Here is a 16,099-nt window from a genome sequence, read left to right as displayed (position 1 = left end):
GCGCGGGGCCGGTCCCATGCCTCGGGGTTCGCCGAGAGGCCCCGCGGCGGACATGAGTGAAGCGGCGCGACGCCGTACGCCCGTTGTCGTGGGTCACAGGAGGCTGCCCACGACACGGGTGGTGCGCCGACCAGCGGTGTAACGCCCGGCTTGGCGGTCGACCGTACGGTCGGGGCCGCGCGTGCCCGGTCACCGGGGCCGCACCCCTCCCGCCCCGTCCCTCCCTCCCCCTCCCGCGCCCCGCCCGAAAAACTGAAGCAAGCATGCTTGATTGTTTTCTTGGGGGCTGCCATGCTCCCGGGCACAGACGTGTTGTCGTACCCCAGAGGGAGCGCACCGTGTCCGAACTCGCCGACCTGCTCGATGACTTGCGGGACGAGAGTGATCAACTAGATTTGATCTTGGGTGAGTTGGAAGCGGAGCGCTGGAGCACGGGCACCCCCGCCGACGGGTGGACCGTCGCCTACCAGATCGCCCACCTCGCCTGGACCGACGAAGCCGCGCTCCTCGCCGTGACCGACCCCGAGCGGTTCAACGGCGACCTGCTCGCCGTGGTCGCCGCCGCCCCCGACCCGTACGCCCTCGTGGACGACGGCGCCGCCGAGGGCGCCGCGCTCCCGCCCGGTCGGCTCCTCGACCGGTGGCGCACCGGCCGCACCGCCCTCGCCCGCGCCCTCGCGGACGCCCCCGCCGGACACCGTTTCCCCTGGTTCGGGCCGCCCATGAGCGTCGGGGCCATGGCCACCGCGCGCATCATGGAGACCTGGGCCCACGGCCAGGACGTCGTCGACGCGCTCGGCGTGCGGCGCCCGCCCTCCCCGCGCCTGCGCCACGTCGCCTGGATCGGCGCCCGCGCGCGGGGATTCGCCTATGCGGCGCACGGGTTGACCGCCCCCGGCGAAGAGTTCCGGCTGGAGCTGACCCTTCCCGAAGGCGCCGGGACCTGGACCTACGGCCCCCCGGACGCCGCGCAGCGCGTCACCGGGCCCCTCCTCGACTTCTGTCTCCTCGCCGTGCAGCGCGCCCACCGCGACGATCTCTCCCTCCGGGCCGAAGGGTCCGACGCGGACCAGTGGCTCGACATCGTGCAGGCCTTCGCGGGGCCCGCGGGACCCGGCCGCGCGCCCCGGCCGCAGTCGCCCCGGGCCCAGTCGCCCCGGCCGAAGGGGGCGTGAGGGCGTGACCCGGGTGACGGCACCCCTGCGCATCGGCAACGCCTCCGGCTTCTACGGCGACCGCTCAAGCGCCATGCGGGAAATGCTGACCGGCGGCGAACTCGACGTCCTCACCGGCGACTACCTCGCCGAGCTGACCATGCTCATCCTCGGCCGCGACCGCATGAAGGACCCCGGCCTCGGCTACGCCAAGACCTTCCTCCGCCAGCTGGAGGAATGCCTGGCCCTCGCCCACGAGCGGGGCGTGCGGATCGTCGCCAACGCCGGTGGGCTCAATCCCGCCGGACTGGCCGCGAAGGTACGGGAGTTGGCGGCGCGCGTCGGCGTCCCCGTGACCGTCGCGCACGTCGAGGGCGACGCCCTGCCGCTGCCCGATGGCGCGCTCACCGCGAACGCGTACCTCGGCGGCCTGGGCATCACCGAGTGCCTGCGCTCGGGCGCGGACGTCGTCGTGACCGGCCGCGTCACCGACGCCGCGCTCGTGTCGGGCCCGGCCGCCTGGCACTTCGGGTGGCGCCCCGACGCGTACGACCGCCTCGCCGGGGCCGTCGTCGCCGGGCACGTCCTGGAGTGCGGCACGCAGGCCACCGGCGGCAACTATTCCTTCTTCACCGAGCACGACGTGCGCCGCCCCGGCTTCCCGCTCGCCGAGGTGTACGAGGACGGGTCGTCGGTCGTCACCAAGCACCCCGGTACGGGCGGGGCCGTCGACGTCGGCACGGTGACCGCGCAGCTGCTGTACGAGACGGCGGGCGCGCGGTACCTCGGGCCCGACGTGACCGCGCGGCTGGACACCGTACGGCTGACGCCCGACGGGCCCGACCGGGTGCGGATCTCCGGGGTGACCGGCGAGGCGCCGCCCGGCACGCTCAAGGCCGGGGTGACGCGGCTCGGCGGGTTCCGCAACGAGGTCGTCTTCGTGCTGACCGGGCTCGACGTCGACGCCAAGGCGGAGCTGGTGCGGGCGCAGGTCGAGGAGGCGTTCGGGGCACGGCGGCCGAAGAGCGTGCGCTGGGAGCTGGCCCGTACGGACCGGGCCGACGCGGCGACCGAGGAGACCGCGAGCGCGCTGCTGCGGCTGGTGGTGCGCGATCCGGACGCGGATGCGGTGGGGCGGGTGGTGAGCGGCGCGGCGATCGAGCTGGCGCTCGGCAGCTACCCCGGTTTCCACGTCACGGCCCCGCCGGGGAAGGCGGCGCCGTACGGGGTGTTCGAGGCGCGGAGCGTGCCCGCGGGGGACGTGGCGCACGTGGCGGTGCTGGGGGACGGGGAGCGGGTGGCGATCTCGCCGCTCGGGGGCGCGGCGCCCGCCGGGCCCGTACCCGACCCCGCGCCGCCTGTGCCCGACCCCGCGCTGCCTGCGCCCCTTCCCGGCGGCGGGCCCCTGCGGAGGGTTCCCCTCGGGACGTTCGCGGGCGCGCGCAGCGGGGACAAGGGCGGGGACGCGAACGTCGGGGTCTGGGCGCGCTCCGACGCGGGCTGGCGCTGGCTCGCCCACGAGCTGACCGTGGCGCGGTTCCGTGAACTCCTCCCGGAGTGCGGGGACTTGCGGGTCGTGCGGCACGTCCTGCCGAATCTTCGGGCGCTGAACTTCGTGGTCGAAGGGTTGCTGGGCGAGGGCGTCGCCTCGCAGGCGCGGTTCGATCCGCAGGCGAAGGGAGTGGGGGAGTGGCTGCGGGGGCGGTACGTGGAGGTGCCGGAGGCGGTGTCGTGAGGGGCTCCCTGTCGGGAGCGGTGTCCCGGGGCGGCTCCCCGGGAGCGGTGTCCCGGGGCGGCTCCTCGGGAGCGGTGTCCCGGTACGGCTCCTCGGGGGCGTGCCCCTTGTGGATCCCCGTTGCCCGGGGCGGGCGTCTTCCGCCTGCGGCGGGCAGCCCCCACCCCGCCCCTTCCCGAAAACCTGCCGGTGGCGAGACCGCTGCCGCGGGGTGGGTGTGCGCGGCAGCTGCCCCACCCGCGCGCAGTTTCCCGCGCCCCTGACGGGGCCCGTTCACACCGGGGCCGTACGCGCCCCCGGGCAACCAGCCCGTGACCGGATCACCCCGCAACACCCCGCCCCGCCCACCCAAGGAGCCCCGTGCCCGCCCTCCCCACCGCCCTCGACCCCGCCGCCCCCGAGTACACCGCCCACCGCACCGCCATGCTCGCCAAGCTCGACGAACTCGGCGCCGCCCACGCCCAAGCCCTCGCCGGCGGCGGCGAGAAGTACGTCGCCCGCCACCACCACCGGGGCAAGCTCCTCGCCCGCGAGCGCATCGAGCTGCTCCTCGACCCCGACACCCCGTTCCTGGAACTCTCGCCGCTCGCGGCGTGGGGCTCGGACTACCCCACCGGCGCCTCGATGGTCACCGGCATCGGCACCGTCAGCGGCGTCGAATGCCTCATCACCGCCAACGACCCCACCGTCAGGGGCGGCGCCTCCAACCCCTGGACCCTCAAGAAGGCCTTCAGGGCGCACGAGATCGGGCACGCCAACCGCCTCCCCTCCATCCACCTCGTGGAGTCCGGCGGGGCCGACCTCCCCTCCCAGAAGGAAATCTTCATTCCGGGCGGCGCACTCTTCAAACACCTCACCCAGTCGTCCGCCGCCGGCATCCCCACCATCGCCGTCGTCTTCGGCAACTCCACCGCGGGAGGCGCGTACGTCCCCGGCCTCTGCGACCACGTGATCATGGTCAAGGAGCGCGCGAAGGTCTTCCTCGGCGGGCCGCCCCTGGTCAAGATGGCGACCGGCGAGGTCAGCGAGGACGAAGAGCTCGGCGGAGCCGAGATGCACGCCCGCACCTCCGGCCTCGCCGACCACCTCGCCGCCGACGAGCACGACGCGATCCGCCAGGCCCGCCGCACCGTCGCCCGTCTCAACTGGCGCAAGGCGCACGGCGATCCGGCCCCGGCGCCGCCACCCCTCCACGACCCCGAAGAGCTGCTGGGCATCGTCCCGAGCGACCTCAAGACGCCCTTCGACCCCCGCGAGGTCATCGCCCGCGTCGTCGACGCCTCCGACTTCGACGAGTTCAAGCCGCTGTACGGGCCCAGCCTCGTCACCGGCTGGGCGAGCCTGCACGGCTACCCCGTCGGCATCCTCGCCAACGCCCAGGGCGTCCTGTTCTCCGCCGAGTCGCAGAAGGCCGCACAGTTCATCCAGCTCGCCAACCAGCGGGACGTCCCGCTCCTCTTCCTGCACAACACCACCGGCTACATGGTCGGCAAGGAGTACGAGCAGGGCGGCATCATCAAGCACGGCGCGATGATGATCAACGCGGTCTCCAACTCCCGCGTCCCGCACCTCTCCGTCCTCATGGGCGCGAGCTACGGCGCCGGGCACTACGGCATGTGCGGCCGCGCCTACGACCCCCGCTTCCTCTTCGCCTGGCCATCGGCGAAGTCCGCCGTGATGGGCCCGCAGCAGCTCGCGGGCGTGCTCTCGATCGTCGCCCGCGCCTCGGCCCAGACCAAGGGGCAGCCGTACGACGACGACGCGGACGCCGCGCTGCGCGCCATGGTGGAGCAGCAGATCGAGGCGGAGTCCCTGCCGATGTTCCTCTCGGGGCGGCTGTACGACGACGGGGTCATCGACCCCCGCGACACCCGCACCGTCCTCGGGATCTGCCTCTCCGCGATCCACACCGCCCCCGTCGAAGGCGCCCGCGGCGGCTTCGGAATCTTCCGGATGTGAGACACGTGACCGTCCACCACCTCCCCGGCGACCCCGGCACCGCCCACGCCCCCGTCACCACCCTCCTCGTCGCCAACCGGGGCGAGATCGCCGCCCGCATCTTCCGCACCTGCCGGACCCTCGGCATCGCCACCGTCGCCGTGCACTCCGACCCCGACGCGGAGGCCCTGCACGTCCGCGAGGCCGACGCGGCCGTACGGCTCCCGGGCGCCACGTCCGCCGAGACCTACCTGCGCGGGGACCTCGTCGTGAAGGCCGCCGTCGCGGCGGGCGCGGACGCCGTCCACCCGGGGTACGGCTTCCTCTCCGAGAGCGCCGACTTCGCCCGGCAGGTCGCCGACGCCGGGCTGACCTGGATCGGCCCGCCGCCCGCCGCGATCGAGGCGATGGCCTCCAAGACCCGCGCCAAGGAGCTGATGGCCGCGGCCGGAGTGCCCCTGCTCGCCCCGCTCGACCCGGCCGCCGTCACCTCGGGCGACCTGCCCGTCATCGTGAAGGCGGCGGCGGGCGGCGGTGGGCGCGGCATGCGCGTCGTACGCGAACTCGATCTGCTCCAGGAGGAGTTGACGGCGGCCCGCGCGGAAGCGAGGGCCGCGTTCGGGGACGGCGAGGTGTTCGTCGAGCCGTACGTGGAGCGCGGGCGCCACGTCGAGGTGCAGGTCCTCGCCGACGCCCACGGCACCACCTGGGCGCTCGGCACCCGCGACTGCTCCCTCCAGCGCCGCCACCAGAAGGTGATCGAGGAGGCCCCGGCGCCGGGCCTGGACGACGCGCTGCGCGAGTCCCTGCACACCGCGGCCGTGCGCGCCGCCGAAGCGGTCGGCTACCGGGGCGCGGGCACCGTGGAGTTCCTGGTCGCCGAGGGCGGCGACCGGGCGTACTTCCTGGAGATGAACACCCGACTCCAGGTCGAACACCCCGTCACCGAAGCGGTGTTCGGCATCGACCTGGTCGCCGAGCAGATCCGCGTCGCCGAGGGCGCGGCCCTGGACCCGCGGCCGCCGCGCCCCCGCGGGCACGCCGTCGAGGCCCGGCTGTACGCCGAGGACCCGGCCGCGGGCTGGCAGCCCCAGACCGGCCCGCTGCACCTCCTCGACGTCCCCGTGGGCCTGCGGCTGGACACCGGCTACGAGGGCGGCGACGCGATCGGCGTCCACTACGACCCGATGATCGCCAAGGTCGTCGCGCACGCCCCGACCCGCGCCGAGGCCCTGCGCAGACTCGCGCACGGCCTGGAGCGCGCCCGGATCCACGGCCCCGTCACCAACCGCGACCTGCTCGTGCGCTCCCTGCGCCACCCCGGCTTCACCGACCCGGCGGCCCTGGAGACCGGCTTCTACGACCGTCACGTCGAGGCGCTCACCGCTCCCGCACAGGACGCCGAGCGCCACGCCGCCGTGGCCGCCGCGCTCGCCGAAGCGGCCCGCCGCTCCGGCAGGTTCGGCGGGGCCTGGCGCAACCTCCCCTCGCAGGACCAGGTCGCGCGCTACCGGGGCCGCCAGAGCCGTCAGGAGTACGAGGTCCGCTACCGCACCACCCGCGAGGGCCACCGCGCCGACGTCCCCTGCGCCCGCGTCGTCACCGTCACCCCGCACCGCGTCACCCTCGAACTCGGCGGCACCGCACGCCACTTCGACATCACCCGGTACGGCTCCGACGTCCACGTGGACACCGCCACCGGCGCGTACGCCCTCACCGCCCTGCCCCGCTTCCCCGAACCCCGGGACGCCACCGTCCCCGGCTCGCTGCTCGCGCCCATGCCCGGCACCGTCGTCCGCGTCGCGGACGGCCTCGCCGTGGGCGCGCGGGTCGTCCAGGGGCAGCCCCTGGTCTGGCTGGAGGCCATGAAGATGGAGCACCGCGTCACCGCTCCCGCCTCCGGCACGCTCACCGCGCTCCACGTCGCCCCCGGCCACCAGGTCGAGGTCGGCGCCCTGCTCGCCGTCGTCACCGAGACAACCGACAGCACCACGGACGCCACGGAGGAAACGCCGTCATGAGTGTCATCGAAAGCCAGGAGAACAAGGACCTGCGCGCCGCCGTCGCCGCGCTCGGCGCCCGGCACGGCCGGGGCTTCGACCGCGCCGCCCTGTGGTCCGAGGCCGCCAAGCTCGGCTACCTCGGCGTGAACCTCCCCGAGGAGTACGGCGGCGGGGGCGGCGGACTCGCCGAACTCTCCATCGTCCTCGAAGAGCTGGGCGCGGCGGGCTGCCCGCTGCTGATGATGGTCGTGTCGCCCGCGATCTGCGGCACGGTCATCGCCCGCTTCGGCACCGACGCGCAGAAGCGCGCCTGGCTGCCCGGCCTCGCCGACGGCAGCCGCACCATGGCCTTCGGCATCACCGAGCCCGACGCGGGCTCCAACAGCCACCGCATCACCACCACCGCGCGCCGCGCCGAAGACGGCGGCTTCCTCCTCACCGGCCGCAAGGTCTTCATCTCCGGCGTGGACATCGCGGACGCCACGCTGATCGTCGGCCGCATGGAGGACGCGCGGACCGGTCGGCTCAAGCCCTGCCTGTTCATCGTCCCGCGCGACGCGCCCGGCTTCCAGCGCACCCGGATCGACATGGAACTCAACGCCGCCGAGAAGCAGTTCGAGCTGGTCCTGGACGACGTCCGGCTGCCCGCCGACGCCCTCGTCGGCGACGAGGACGCGGGCCTCCTGCAACTCTTCGCCGGGCTCAACCCCGAGCGCGTCATGACGGCCGCCTTCGCGATCGGCATGGGCCGCTACGCGATCGACCGGGCCGTCGACTACGCCAGGACGCGCCAGGTCTGGAAGGACGTCCCGATCGGCGGCCACCAGGCCATTGCCCACCCGCTCGCCCAGTCCCACATCGAGCTGGAGCTGGCCCGCCTCGCCATGCAGAAGGCGGCGGCCCTCTACGACGCGGGCGACGACGTCGGCGCGGGCGAGGCCGCCAACATGGCGAAGTACGCGGCGGCCGAGGCCTGCGTCAAGGCCGTCGACCAGGCCGTGCACACCCTCGGCGGCAACGGCCTCACCCGCGAGTACGGCCTCGCGCAGCTGATCACCGGCGCCCGGGTCGCCCGCATCGCGCCCGTCAGCCGGGAAATGATCCTCAACTACGTTTCCCACCAGTCCCTGGGTCTCCCCAAGTCGTACTGACACCAGCGATTCTGTCCTTCCGACCACCGCCCAAGGGGAGCGATCGCCATGGTGTTCCGCAGTGAGTACGCAGCAGTTGAGCCCGTAGAACTCCCCATCCACGACGCCGTGCTGGGCGGTGCGTCGGCGCGCGGCGACGCGCCCGCGCTGATCGACGGCGTCAGCGGCGCCACGATCGACTACGCCCGGCTCGACGCCTCCCACCGGCGCTTCGCCGCCGCGCTCGCCGACGCGGGCGTGCGCAAGGGCGACGTACTGGCCCTGCACAGCCCCAACACCATCGCCTATCCGGTGGTCTTCTACGGGGCCACGCGCGCCGGGGCCTCGGTCACCACCGTCCATCCGCTCGCCACGGCCGAAGAGTTCGCCAAGCAGCTGCGCGACTCCTCGGCCCGCTGGATCGTGACGGTCTCCCCGCTGCTGCAAGTGGCCCGCAGAGCCGCGGAGCTGACGGGGCAGATCGAGGAGATCTTCGTCTGCGACCAGGCGGAAGGACACCGCTCGGTGCGGGACATGACGGGCTCCGAGGCCCCCGAGCCGGTCGTGGACATCGACCCGTGCGAGGACGTCGCCGCCCTCCCGTACTCCTCCGGGACCACCGGCGTCCCCAAGGGCGTGATGCTCACGCACCGCTCCATCGCCACCAACCTCTCCCAGCTCGTGCCGGTGATGCCGATGGGCCCCGGCGACCGGATCCTCGCGGTCCTCCCGTTCTTCCACATCTACGGCCTCACCGCCCTGATGAACGCCCCGCTCAGCAGGGGCGCCTCGGTGGTCGTGCTGCCGCGCTTCGACCTCGACCAGTTCCTGAAGGCGATCGAGACCCACCGCATCAACGGCCTGTACGTGGCCCCGCCGATCGTCCTCGCCCTCGCCAAGCACCCCACGGTCGCCCGGTACGACCTCTCCTCGCTGGAGTACATCGTCTGCTCCGCCGCCCCGCTCGACTCCGCGCTCGCGGACGCCTGTTCGCGGCGGCTCGGGCTGCCGCCGGTCCGCCAGGCGTACGGCATGACCGAGCTGTCGCCCGCCACCCACGTCGTTCCGCTGGACGCGCAGGACCCGCCGCCCGGATCCGTCGGCAAGCTCCTGCCCGGCACCGAGATGCGGCTCGCCCCGCTCGACGCGGACGCCGGGAAGGAAGTGGCGCCCGGCGAGCCCGGCGAGATCTGCATCAGGGGCCCGCAGGTCATGAAGGGCTACCTCGGCCGCCCCGACGAGACCGCCGCGATGATCGACGCGGCGGGCTGGCTGCACACCGGCGACGTCGGCCGGGTCGACGAGGACGGCTGGCTGTTCGTCGTCGACCGCGTCAAGGAACTCATCAAGTACAAGGGCTACCAGGTCGCCCCCGCCGAACTCGAAGCCCTGCTGCTGACCCACGAGGGCATCGCCGACGCCGCCGTCATCGGGGTGTGCGACGCCGAGGGCACCGAACTGCCCGTCGCGTACGTGGTCCGCCAGCCCTCCGCGTCCGACCTCACCGAGGAAGAGATCGTGGCGTTCGTCGCCGACCGGGTCGCCCCGTACAAGAAGATTCGTCGGGTCACCTTCATCGACGCCGTCCCCCGGGCGGCGTCGGGCAAGATCCTGCGCCGTGAACTGAGGGAGCGAGCGACCGCATGACCCATGTCCTGACCGCGCACCACCGGGGCGTCACCACACTGACCCTCGACTCGCCCGCCAACCGCAACGCGCTCTCGGCCGGCCTCGTCGCCGAACTGGCCGACGCGCTGGAGCGGTGCGCCGGGGCGCCCGACGTACGGGCGGTGGTGCTGACCCACACCGGGTCGACGTTCAGCGCGGGCGCCGACCTGAAGGCGCCGCCGAGCCCCTACACCTTCGTGGCGCTGCTGCGCCGCATCGTCGAGCTGCCCAAACCGGTCGTGGCGCGGGTGACGGGGCACGTACGGGCGGGCGGCCTCGGGCTGCTCGGCGCGTGCGACCTCGCGGTGGCGTCGAAGGACTCGGACTTCGCCTTCACGGAGGTGCGCATCGGGGTGGCGCCCGCCGTCATCTCGCTGCCCCTGCTGCCCCGCCTCGCCCCGCGCGCGGCCGCCCGCCACTACCTGACGGGCGAGGTGTTCGGGGCGGCGGACGCGAGGGAGCTGGGGCTGCTGACGGAGGCGGCGGCGGACGTGGACGGGGCCGTCGAGGCGCTGCTCGGCGCGTTCCGGCGGGCGTCCCCGCAGGGGCTCGCGGAGACGAAGCGGCTGCTGACCGGGTCGGTCCTGGCCGCCTTCGACCGCGACGCGGAGGAGCTGGTGCAGCGCTCCGCCTCGCTCTTCGCGTCCGCCGAGGCCCGCGAAGGAATGGCCGCGTTCGTCGAACGGCGGGACCCCGCATGGGTGTTGTGACCCCGCCCAAGCAGGACCGCAGCCGCGCCACCCGGCAGCGGCTGCTCCAGGCCGCCGTGGACTGCCTGGCCGAACACGGCTGGGCGGGCTCCACCGTCTCCGTCGTGGCGGAGCGCGCGGGCGTCTCGCGGGGCGCGGCCCAGCACCACTTCCCGACCAGGGAGGACCTGTTCACGGCGGCCGTGGAGTACGTGGCGGAAGAGCGCTCGACCGCGCTGCGCGCCGTGGCGGCCGAGGACCGGAGGGCGGTGGTCGCGGCCCTGGTGGACCTGTACACGGGCCCGCTGTTCCGCGCGGCGCTCCAGCTGTGGGTCGCGGCGTCCAACGAGCCCCAACTCAGCCCGCGCGTGGCGGAACTGGAGAGCCGGGTGGGCCGCGAGACCCACCGGATCGCGGTGGAACTCCTGGGCGCGGACGAGTCCGTGCCCGGCGTGCGGGAGACCGTGCAGGGCCTGCTGGACATGGCGCGCGGCCTCGGCCTCGCGAACGTCCTCACCGACGACGGGGCGCGGCGGGGGAGGGTGGTGGCCCAGTGGGCGCGGCTGGTGGAGGACGCACTGTCGGTGTCCTGAAGTGGCCGTAAATCAACCTCGGTTGACCGCTTTTCGGCCGCCCGTGCCGTGAAATCCCGCCTCCGGCGGGGAAGCCTGAGGGCATGGACGCAGAGGCAGGCACAGCGGCAGACGCAGCGGCAGACGCGGGTACGGGCTGGGAGTTCACCGACGACCGGGGCCACCTGATCGTGGCCCCGCGCCCGCCCGGGAGCGTGGTCGCCTACATCCAGGCGGCGGCCGCGCTCTGGGACCACGGCATCCGCCCCACCGGGATCTTCGGCTCCGCCCACGACGGCGACGCGGCGGATCCGGCCAAGGCGGGCACGCTCCCGCTGGGCGAGGTCCCCTGGCTGGGCGCCGGCCCCGCGCTGGACGCGCAGACCCTGCTGGCGCCCGAGCCCGCGCCCGAGCTCGTGGTGGCCGTCAGCTACGGCGGCGGCCAGGTGTACGGCCTGGACCCGGGCACGGCGAAGAGCCTGGAGGAGCAGGTGCCGCTGGCGGTCCTAGAGGTGGGGGGCCGCTCGCTCGACGCGGTCAGGGGGCGCTTCGCGGAGCTGGCGGGGACGCTGGGCGCGGCGGGGTCCGCCGTGGCGGCGGGGGCCCTGGAGGCGTCCAGGGACCGCCTGCGGGCGGCGGCGGCCGGTTCCGCCCACCGGGTGCTCGCGCTGTCCCCCGCCGGTCCTGACGAGGTCCACGTGGCGCGCCCGGGGATGTGGCCGGACCTGGCGGCGCTCCTCGAACTGGGCGTACCGCTGGTGGAGCCGCCCGCGGGGCCCGGCGCGAACTGGTTCACGACGGACTGGGCGACCGCGGGGGCGCTGGGGGCGACGCTGCTCCTGGTGGACGCGCGGGGGAACGCGTCGGAGCTGCCGGGGGGCGTGGGCGCCGTGGCGGCCCCCTGGAACCCGGAGCTCGCCCCGAGCGCGCGGGCCCACGAGGAATGGTTCACCCGAGTGACCCAGGCCCTTCGGGCGCGGTAGGGGGTACGGGTCCCGCGCCCCGTCAGGGGCGCGGGGAACTGCGCGGGAGTGGGGCACACGCGCAACGTGCCCACCCACCCCGAGCGGGCTCGCCACCTCCGCCGCACCCGCCCCCGGCAGGGTTTCGGGAAGGGGCGGGGTGGGGGAGAGCGCCGCAGGCGGCGGCCCACCCCGGGCAGCGGGACTCCACCCGGGGACCCCAGGACCCCCAGAGACCCCAGGGACCGCCCCGGGACCCCACCCGGGCGCCCGCCCTACCCCACGTACCCCGGGATCTCGCGGGGGTCCCGGGCCGGAGGCCCCACGTACCGCGCGGACGGCCGCACCAACCGCCCCGTCCGCTTCTGCTCAAGGATGTGCGCCGACCACCCCGCCGTCCGCGCACACGAGAACATCGACGTGAACATGTGCGCCGGCACCTCCGCGAAGTCCAGCACGATCGCCGCCCAGAACTCCACGTTCGTGGCGAGCACCCGATCGGGCCGCCGCGCGTGCAGCTCAGCCAGCGCCGCCTTCTCCAGCGCCTCCGCGACCTCGAAGCGCGGCGCCCCCAGCTCCCGGGCGGTCCGCCGCAGGACCCGCGCGCGGGGGTCCTCGGCCCGGTACACCCGGTGCCCGAAGCCCATCAGCCGCTCGCCCTTGTCCAGCGCCTGCTTCACGTACGCCGTCGCGTCCCCGCTCCGCTCGATCTCCTCGATCATGCCGAGGACCCGGGACGGCGCCCCGCCGTGCAGCGGCCCGGACATCGCGCCGACCGCGCCGGACAGCGCCGCGGCGACGTCCGCGCCGGTGGACGCGATGACCCGCGCGGTGAACGTCGACGCGTTCATGCCGTGCTCGGCGGCCGACGTCCAGTACGCGTCGACGGCCTTCACGTGCCGCGGGTCGGGCTCCCCGCGCCAGCGGATCATGAACCGCTCGACGACGGACTCGGCCTTGTCGATCTCCTTCTGGGGCACCATCGGCAGCCCCTGCCCGCGCGCCGACTGGGCGACGTAGGACAGGGCCATCACGGCGGCCCGCGCGAGGTCGTCGCGGGCCTGCTCGGCATCGATGTCGAGCAGCGGCCGCAGCCCCCACACGGGCGCGAGCATCGCCAGCGCGGACTGCACGTCGACGCGGATGTCCCCGGAGTGCACGGGGATCGGGAAGGGCTCGGCGGGCGGCAGGCCGGGGTTGAACGCCCCGTCGACCAGCAGGCCCCACACGTTGCCGAACGACACGCGACCGACCAGGTCCTCGATGTCGACCCCCCGGTAGCGGAGGGCGCCGCCCTCCTTGTCGGGTTCGGCGATCTCCGTTTCGAACGCGACGACTCCTTCGAGTCCGGGTACGAAGGAGGGGTCGAAGTCGGACATCAGGCGGCTCCTCTGCTGAGCGACACGGAGTGTCGAGTCGATGGGTCCCGATGGTGATGCCCCGTGTGGTCTGTGGTCATCCAACCAACCGGGCCATCAGATCCTGGCGGGTCCGTGGGGTGCGGCGGAAGCGTGACATCCGGCACACGGCCTCTTTTGAGCGAGAATAAGGTGGCACGCAGTGCCGCGCGAGTGCGGTGGGAGCGCGGTCACGGCGGTCTGGTGGCGGCCGCGGGGGCGGGCTGCGGCAGACTGCCCCTGTGCCCGACATGAACCCAGACCCCGCTGTCGTTCCCGCACCCGACCCCGCCGCGGCCGACCCCGCGTCCATGCGCGAGCAGTACCGCACCGCCGAACTGGCCGAGTCCTCGCTCGCGCCCGACCCCGTGCGACAGTTCGCGCTCTGGTTCGAGGAGGCCGCCGCCTCCGGCCTCCAGGAGCCGAACGCCATGGTGGTCTCCACCGCGACCCCGGACGGCCGCCCCTCCTCCCGTACGGTCCTGCTCAAGCGGTACGACGAGCGGGGCTTCGTCTTCTTCACCAACTACGGCTCCCGCAAGGGCCGCGAACTGCACGCCAACCCGTACGTCTCCCTGCTCTTCCCGTGGCACGCGATGGCCCGTCAGGTCATCGTGACCGGCGAGGCGTTCAAGGTCGGCCGGGACGAGACGGCCGCGTACTTCAGGGTGCGGCCGCACGGCTCGCAGCTCGGCGCGTGGGCCAGCGAGCAGTCGACCGTGGTCGGCTCGCGCCAGGAACTGCTGCGCCGGTACGAGGAGTTGGAGGCCCGCTACCCGGAGGGCGAGCAGGTGCCCGTGCCGCCGCAGTGGGGCGGCTTCCGGGTCGTGCCCGACGCGGTGGAGTTCTGGCAGGGCCACGAGAACCGGCTGCACGACCGGCTGAAGTACGTCCGCAAGGGCGAGGGCGCGCAGACCTGGCAGGTCGAGCGGCTCTGCCCGTAACCCCCGGGCCCGCGGGGCGGATCGGGCCGGGCACGCAGAAACCCGCGGGCTCTGGTTCCCCTTTCGTGAGGGCCCTCACGAGGGGGAGCCGGCCGGATGTGCCGGCGAGCCCGCGGGTCGGTGACTGCTGGGAATTTCGGCCGACGGTTCGTCGGCTGCACACAGAGTGCGACGACGGGCCGTCAGCCCGCGGTCACCTCACGCATCCGAAACGAAATCACTTTCCGGATCACCTCCTTTCGTGTGTACGGCACACCCTAGGAATCCGCGCGGCGCTCCACAACCGAATTTCCGACGGGCAACGATTTGGTCGAACCAGGTGTGTGCTGCGTCACGTTCGAGTTGAATGATCCGACGCGTGTATCCGTCCTGCCAGGGGGGTCCAGGATGAGTGCTTCCAGCAGCAGCGGGGCGACCAGTGCGCTGGGCCCCGACGAGCCCGAGCGGGCGGGCGCCGAGCTGCTCGCCGCACTGCTGGACGGGATGGACGCGGCGCTGTGCGCGTTCGACGCGGGCGGGGTGGTCACGCACTGGAACCGCGAGGCGGAGCGGATCCTGGGCTGGAGCGCCGAAGAGGCCGTCGGGCGGCGGGGGTTGGCGGACTGGGCGGTGCGCTCGGCCGACGCCGAGGACGTCGAGGCGCGGCTGCTGGCCGCGATGGAGGCGCAGGGGCGCCAGGTGCACGAGTTCGCGCTGCTGACCAAGGACGGCGGGCGGGTGCTCGTCCGGATGCAGTCGGCGGGCGTGCGGGGCGCGGACGGCAAGCCCGCCGGGGTGTACTGCGCGTTCAGCGAGGTGCACGCGCAGATCGACCTGGAGCGGTCGATCGCGCTGAGCGAGGCGCTGTTCGAGGACGCGGCGTGGGGCGTGGTCCTCGTCGACGTCGACCTGCGGCCCACGGTCGTCAACGCGCACGCGGCGCGGATCTTCGGGGCGGGGCGCAGCACGCTGCTCGGCCGCCCGCTGGGCGAGACGGTCGTGCAGGGCGTCGAAGAGCTGGAGGGCGCGCTGCACCACGTACTGGCCGAGGGGGCGCCGCCCGCGACGGCCGAGCAGTGGGTGACGCTGCGGACGGCCGAGGGCGAGCGGCGGCGCTGCTGGCGCAGCGGCTTCCTGCGGCTCGCCTCGCCGCTCGCGGAGGAGCCGGTGCCGCTCGGGGTGGGCTGGCTCTTCCGGGACGTCACGGAGGCGAAGAGGGCCGAACAGGACGCGGACAGGCTGCGGTTCAGGGCGAACCAGCTGCACCGCGCGGAGCGCGCGGCGGCGGACTGCGTGGACGCGATGGAGGCGGCGACGACGCATCTGGACTTCGCGCTCGCGGGCTTCGCCGACCACGCGCTGATCGACATCTGCGCGGAGCCGTCCGGCGCGGGGGCGGAGGAGCGGCTGGTGCGGCTCGCCCAGACGCCGTCCGGGGAACCGGGCCCCTGCCTCCCCTCGGGCACGGGCGGCGCGCGGCTGCCGGTGCGGTACGGGGACGGGCACCCGGCCCTCCAGGCACTGGCCCGCACGGGCTCGGTGCGGTCCAGCGCGGGGGCGGACGGGTGGGCGGGCGAACGCCAGTGGCCCGAGGGCGCGGCGCACGCGCTGTGCGCGGTGCTGCGGAGCAGGGGGCGGACGCTGGGAGTGGTGACGTTCCTGCGGAGCGGGACGCGAACGGCGTTCGAACGGACGGACACGATGTACGCGGAGGGCGTCGCGGCCCGGGTAGCGGCCTGCCTGGACCTCGCGGGGGCGTGAGCGGAGGGCGTACGGGGCCCGGGGGCCGTTCCGCACAGGCGCGCCCCTTCAGGGGCGCGGGGAACTGCGCGAGGGTGGGGCACACGCGCAACGTGCCCACCCACCCCCGAGCGGGCTCGCCACCCCGGGCACCCGCCCCCCCCGGGGCACCCGGGCCCGCCGCCTAC

General features: G+C 74.3%; 12 protein-coding genes. 11 read left to right on the top strand and 1 reads right to left on the bottom strand.

What is annotated here, in order from left to right:
- The first annotated feature begins 338 nt into the window (after positions 1 to 338).
- From ACIBNE_RS07710 to ACIBNE_RS07670, 9 genes are all read left to right on the top strand, one after another.
- A complete protein-coding gene (locus tag ACIBNE_RS07710; protein ID WP_399270547.1) occupies positions 339 to 1,175 on the top strand; it encodes a TIGR03084 family metal-binding protein in 837 nt (278 codons plus the stop codon).
- Positions 1,176 to 1,248: 73 nt separating this feature from the next.
- The gene (locus tag ACIBNE_RS07705) at positions 1,249 to 2,889 is read left to right on the top strand and encodes an acyclic terpene utilization AtuA family protein (RefSeq protein WP_399271261.1); all 1,641 of its coding nucleotides are present in this window, start codon (positions 1,249 to 1,251) and stop codon (positions 2,887 to 2,889) included.
- Between the two features lie 360 nt (positions 2,890 to 3,249).
- Positions 3,250 to 4,848 (top strand): acyl-CoA carboxylase subunit beta, encoded by a 1,599-nt coding sequence (locus ACIBNE_RS07700; RefSeq protein ID WP_399270546.1) that lies wholly within the window; start codon positions 3,250 to 3,252, stop codon positions 4,846 to 4,848.
- Positions 4,845 to 6,848 carry an acetyl/propionyl/methylcrotonyl-CoA carboxylase subunit alpha gene (locus ACIBNE_RS07695; RefSeq protein WP_399270545.1) on the top strand — a complete coding sequence of 668 codons (2,004 nt, stop codon included), beginning with the start codon at positions 4,845 to 4,847 and terminating at the stop codon, positions 6,846 to 6,848. Before ACIBNE_RS07700 ends, ACIBNE_RS07695 begins: the two co-directional genes overlap by 4 nt.
- Positions 6,845 to 7,981, top strand: coding sequence for an acyl-CoA dehydrogenase family protein (locus ACIBNE_RS07690; RefSeq protein WP_399270544.1), 1,137 nt, complete (start codon positions 6,845 to 6,847; stop codon positions 7,979 to 7,981). Before ACIBNE_RS07695 ends, ACIBNE_RS07690 begins: the two co-directional genes overlap by 4 nt.
- 48 nt (positions 7,982 to 8,029) lie before the next feature.
- Entirely contained in the window at positions 8,030 to 9,607 is a 1,578-nt protein-coding gene (locus ACIBNE_RS07685) for a 4-coumarate--CoA ligase family protein (protein WP_399270543.1), read from the top strand.
- On the top strand, positions 9,604 to 10,338 hold the full coding sequence (locus ACIBNE_RS07680) for an enoyl-CoA hydratase family protein (protein WP_399270542.1): 735 nt from the start codon (positions 9,604 to 9,606) through the stop codon (positions 10,336 to 10,338). Before ACIBNE_RS07685 ends, ACIBNE_RS07680 begins: the two co-directional genes overlap by 4 nt.
- Complete coding sequence (locus ACIBNE_RS07675) at positions 10,326 to 10,910, top strand: TetR/AcrR family transcriptional regulator (RefSeq protein ID WP_399270541.1); 585 nt, start codon at positions 10,326 to 10,328, stop codon at positions 10,908 to 10,910. The genes ACIBNE_RS07680 and ACIBNE_RS07675 overlap by 13 nt, the downstream gene beginning before the upstream one ends.
- Before the next feature lie 83 nt (positions 10,911 to 10,993).
- The gene (locus ACIBNE_RS07670; RefSeq protein ID WP_399270540.1) at positions 10,994 to 11,872 is read left to right on the top strand and encodes an ABC transporter substrate-binding protein; all 879 of its coding nucleotides are present in this window, start codon (positions 10,994 to 10,996) and stop codon (positions 11,870 to 11,872) included.
- Positions 11,873 to 12,126: 254 nt separating this feature from the next.
- On the opposite strand, the gene ACIBNE_RS07665 is transcribed toward ACIBNE_RS07670, so the two are convergent.
- Positions 12,127 to 13,230, bottom strand: a complete 1,104-nt coding sequence (locus ACIBNE_RS07665) for a citrate synthase 2 (protein WP_399270539.1) — start codon at positions 13,228 to 13,230, stop codon at positions 12,127 to 12,129.
- Positions 13,231 to 13,499: 269 nt separating this feature from the next.
- On the opposite strand from ACIBNE_RS07665, the gene pdxH reads away from it, so the two are divergent.
- Entirely contained in the window at positions 13,500 to 14,192 is a 693-nt protein-coding gene (gene pdxH / locus ACIBNE_RS07660; protein ID WP_399270538.1) for a pyridoxamine 5'-phosphate oxidase, read from the top strand.
- 387 nt (positions 14,193 to 14,579) lie between these two features.
- On the top strand, positions 14,580 to 15,932 hold the full coding sequence (locus ACIBNE_RS07655) for a PAS domain-containing protein (protein ID WP_399270537.1): 1,353 nt from the start codon (positions 14,580 to 14,582) through the stop codon (positions 15,930 to 15,932).
- Positions 15,933 to 16,099 lie beyond the last annotated feature (167 nt).

This window comes from Streptomyces sp. NPDC050504 (assembly GCF_044458065.1).
In the GTDB taxonomy this organism is placed as follows: Bacteria; Actinomycetota; Actinomycetes; order Streptomycetales; family Streptomycetaceae; genus Streptomyces.
The sequence above is the reverse complement of the archived record's forward strand: the minus strand, read 5'-3'. Positions and strand labels throughout refer to the sequence as shown.

Excerpts from the sequence above, each read along its gene's own strand:
- ACIBNE_RS07705 (WP_399271261.1), top strand. The coding sequence starts at position 1,249 with ATGCGGGAAATGCTGACCGGCGGCGAACTCGACGTCCTCACCGGCGAC.
- ACIBNE_RS07690 (WP_399270544.1), top strand. The coding sequence starts at position 6,845 with ATGAGTGTCATCGAAAGCCAGGAGAACAAGGACCTGCGCGCCGCCGTC.
- ACIBNE_RS07685 (WP_399270543.1), top strand. The coding sequence starts at position 8,030 with ATGGTGTTCCGCAGTGAGTACGCAGCAGTTGAGCCCGTAGAACTCCCC.
- ACIBNE_RS07680 (WP_399270542.1), top strand. The coding sequence starts at position 9,604 with ATGACCCATGTCCTGACCGCGCACCACCGGGGCGTCACCACACTGACC.
- ACIBNE_RS07675 (WP_399270541.1), top strand. The coding sequence starts at position 10,326 with ATGGGTGTTGTGACCCCGCCCAAGCAGGACCGCAGCCGCGCCACCCGG.
- ACIBNE_RS07670 (WP_399270540.1), top strand. The coding sequence starts at position 10,994 with ATGGACGCAGAGGCAGGCACAGCGGCAGACGCAGCGGCAGACGCGGGT.
- ACIBNE_RS07665 (WP_399270539.1), bottom strand. The coding sequence starts at position 13,230 with ATGTCCGACTTCGACCCCTCCTTCGTACCCGGACTCGAAGGAGTCGTC.
- pdxH (WP_399270538.1), top strand. The coding sequence starts at position 13,500 with ATGAACCCAGACCCCGCTGTCGTTCCCGCACCCGACCCCGCCGCGGCC.
- ACIBNE_RS07655 (WP_399270537.1), top strand. The coding sequence starts at position 14,580 with ATGAGTGCTTCCAGCAGCAGCGGGGCGACCAGTGCGCTGGGCCCCGAC.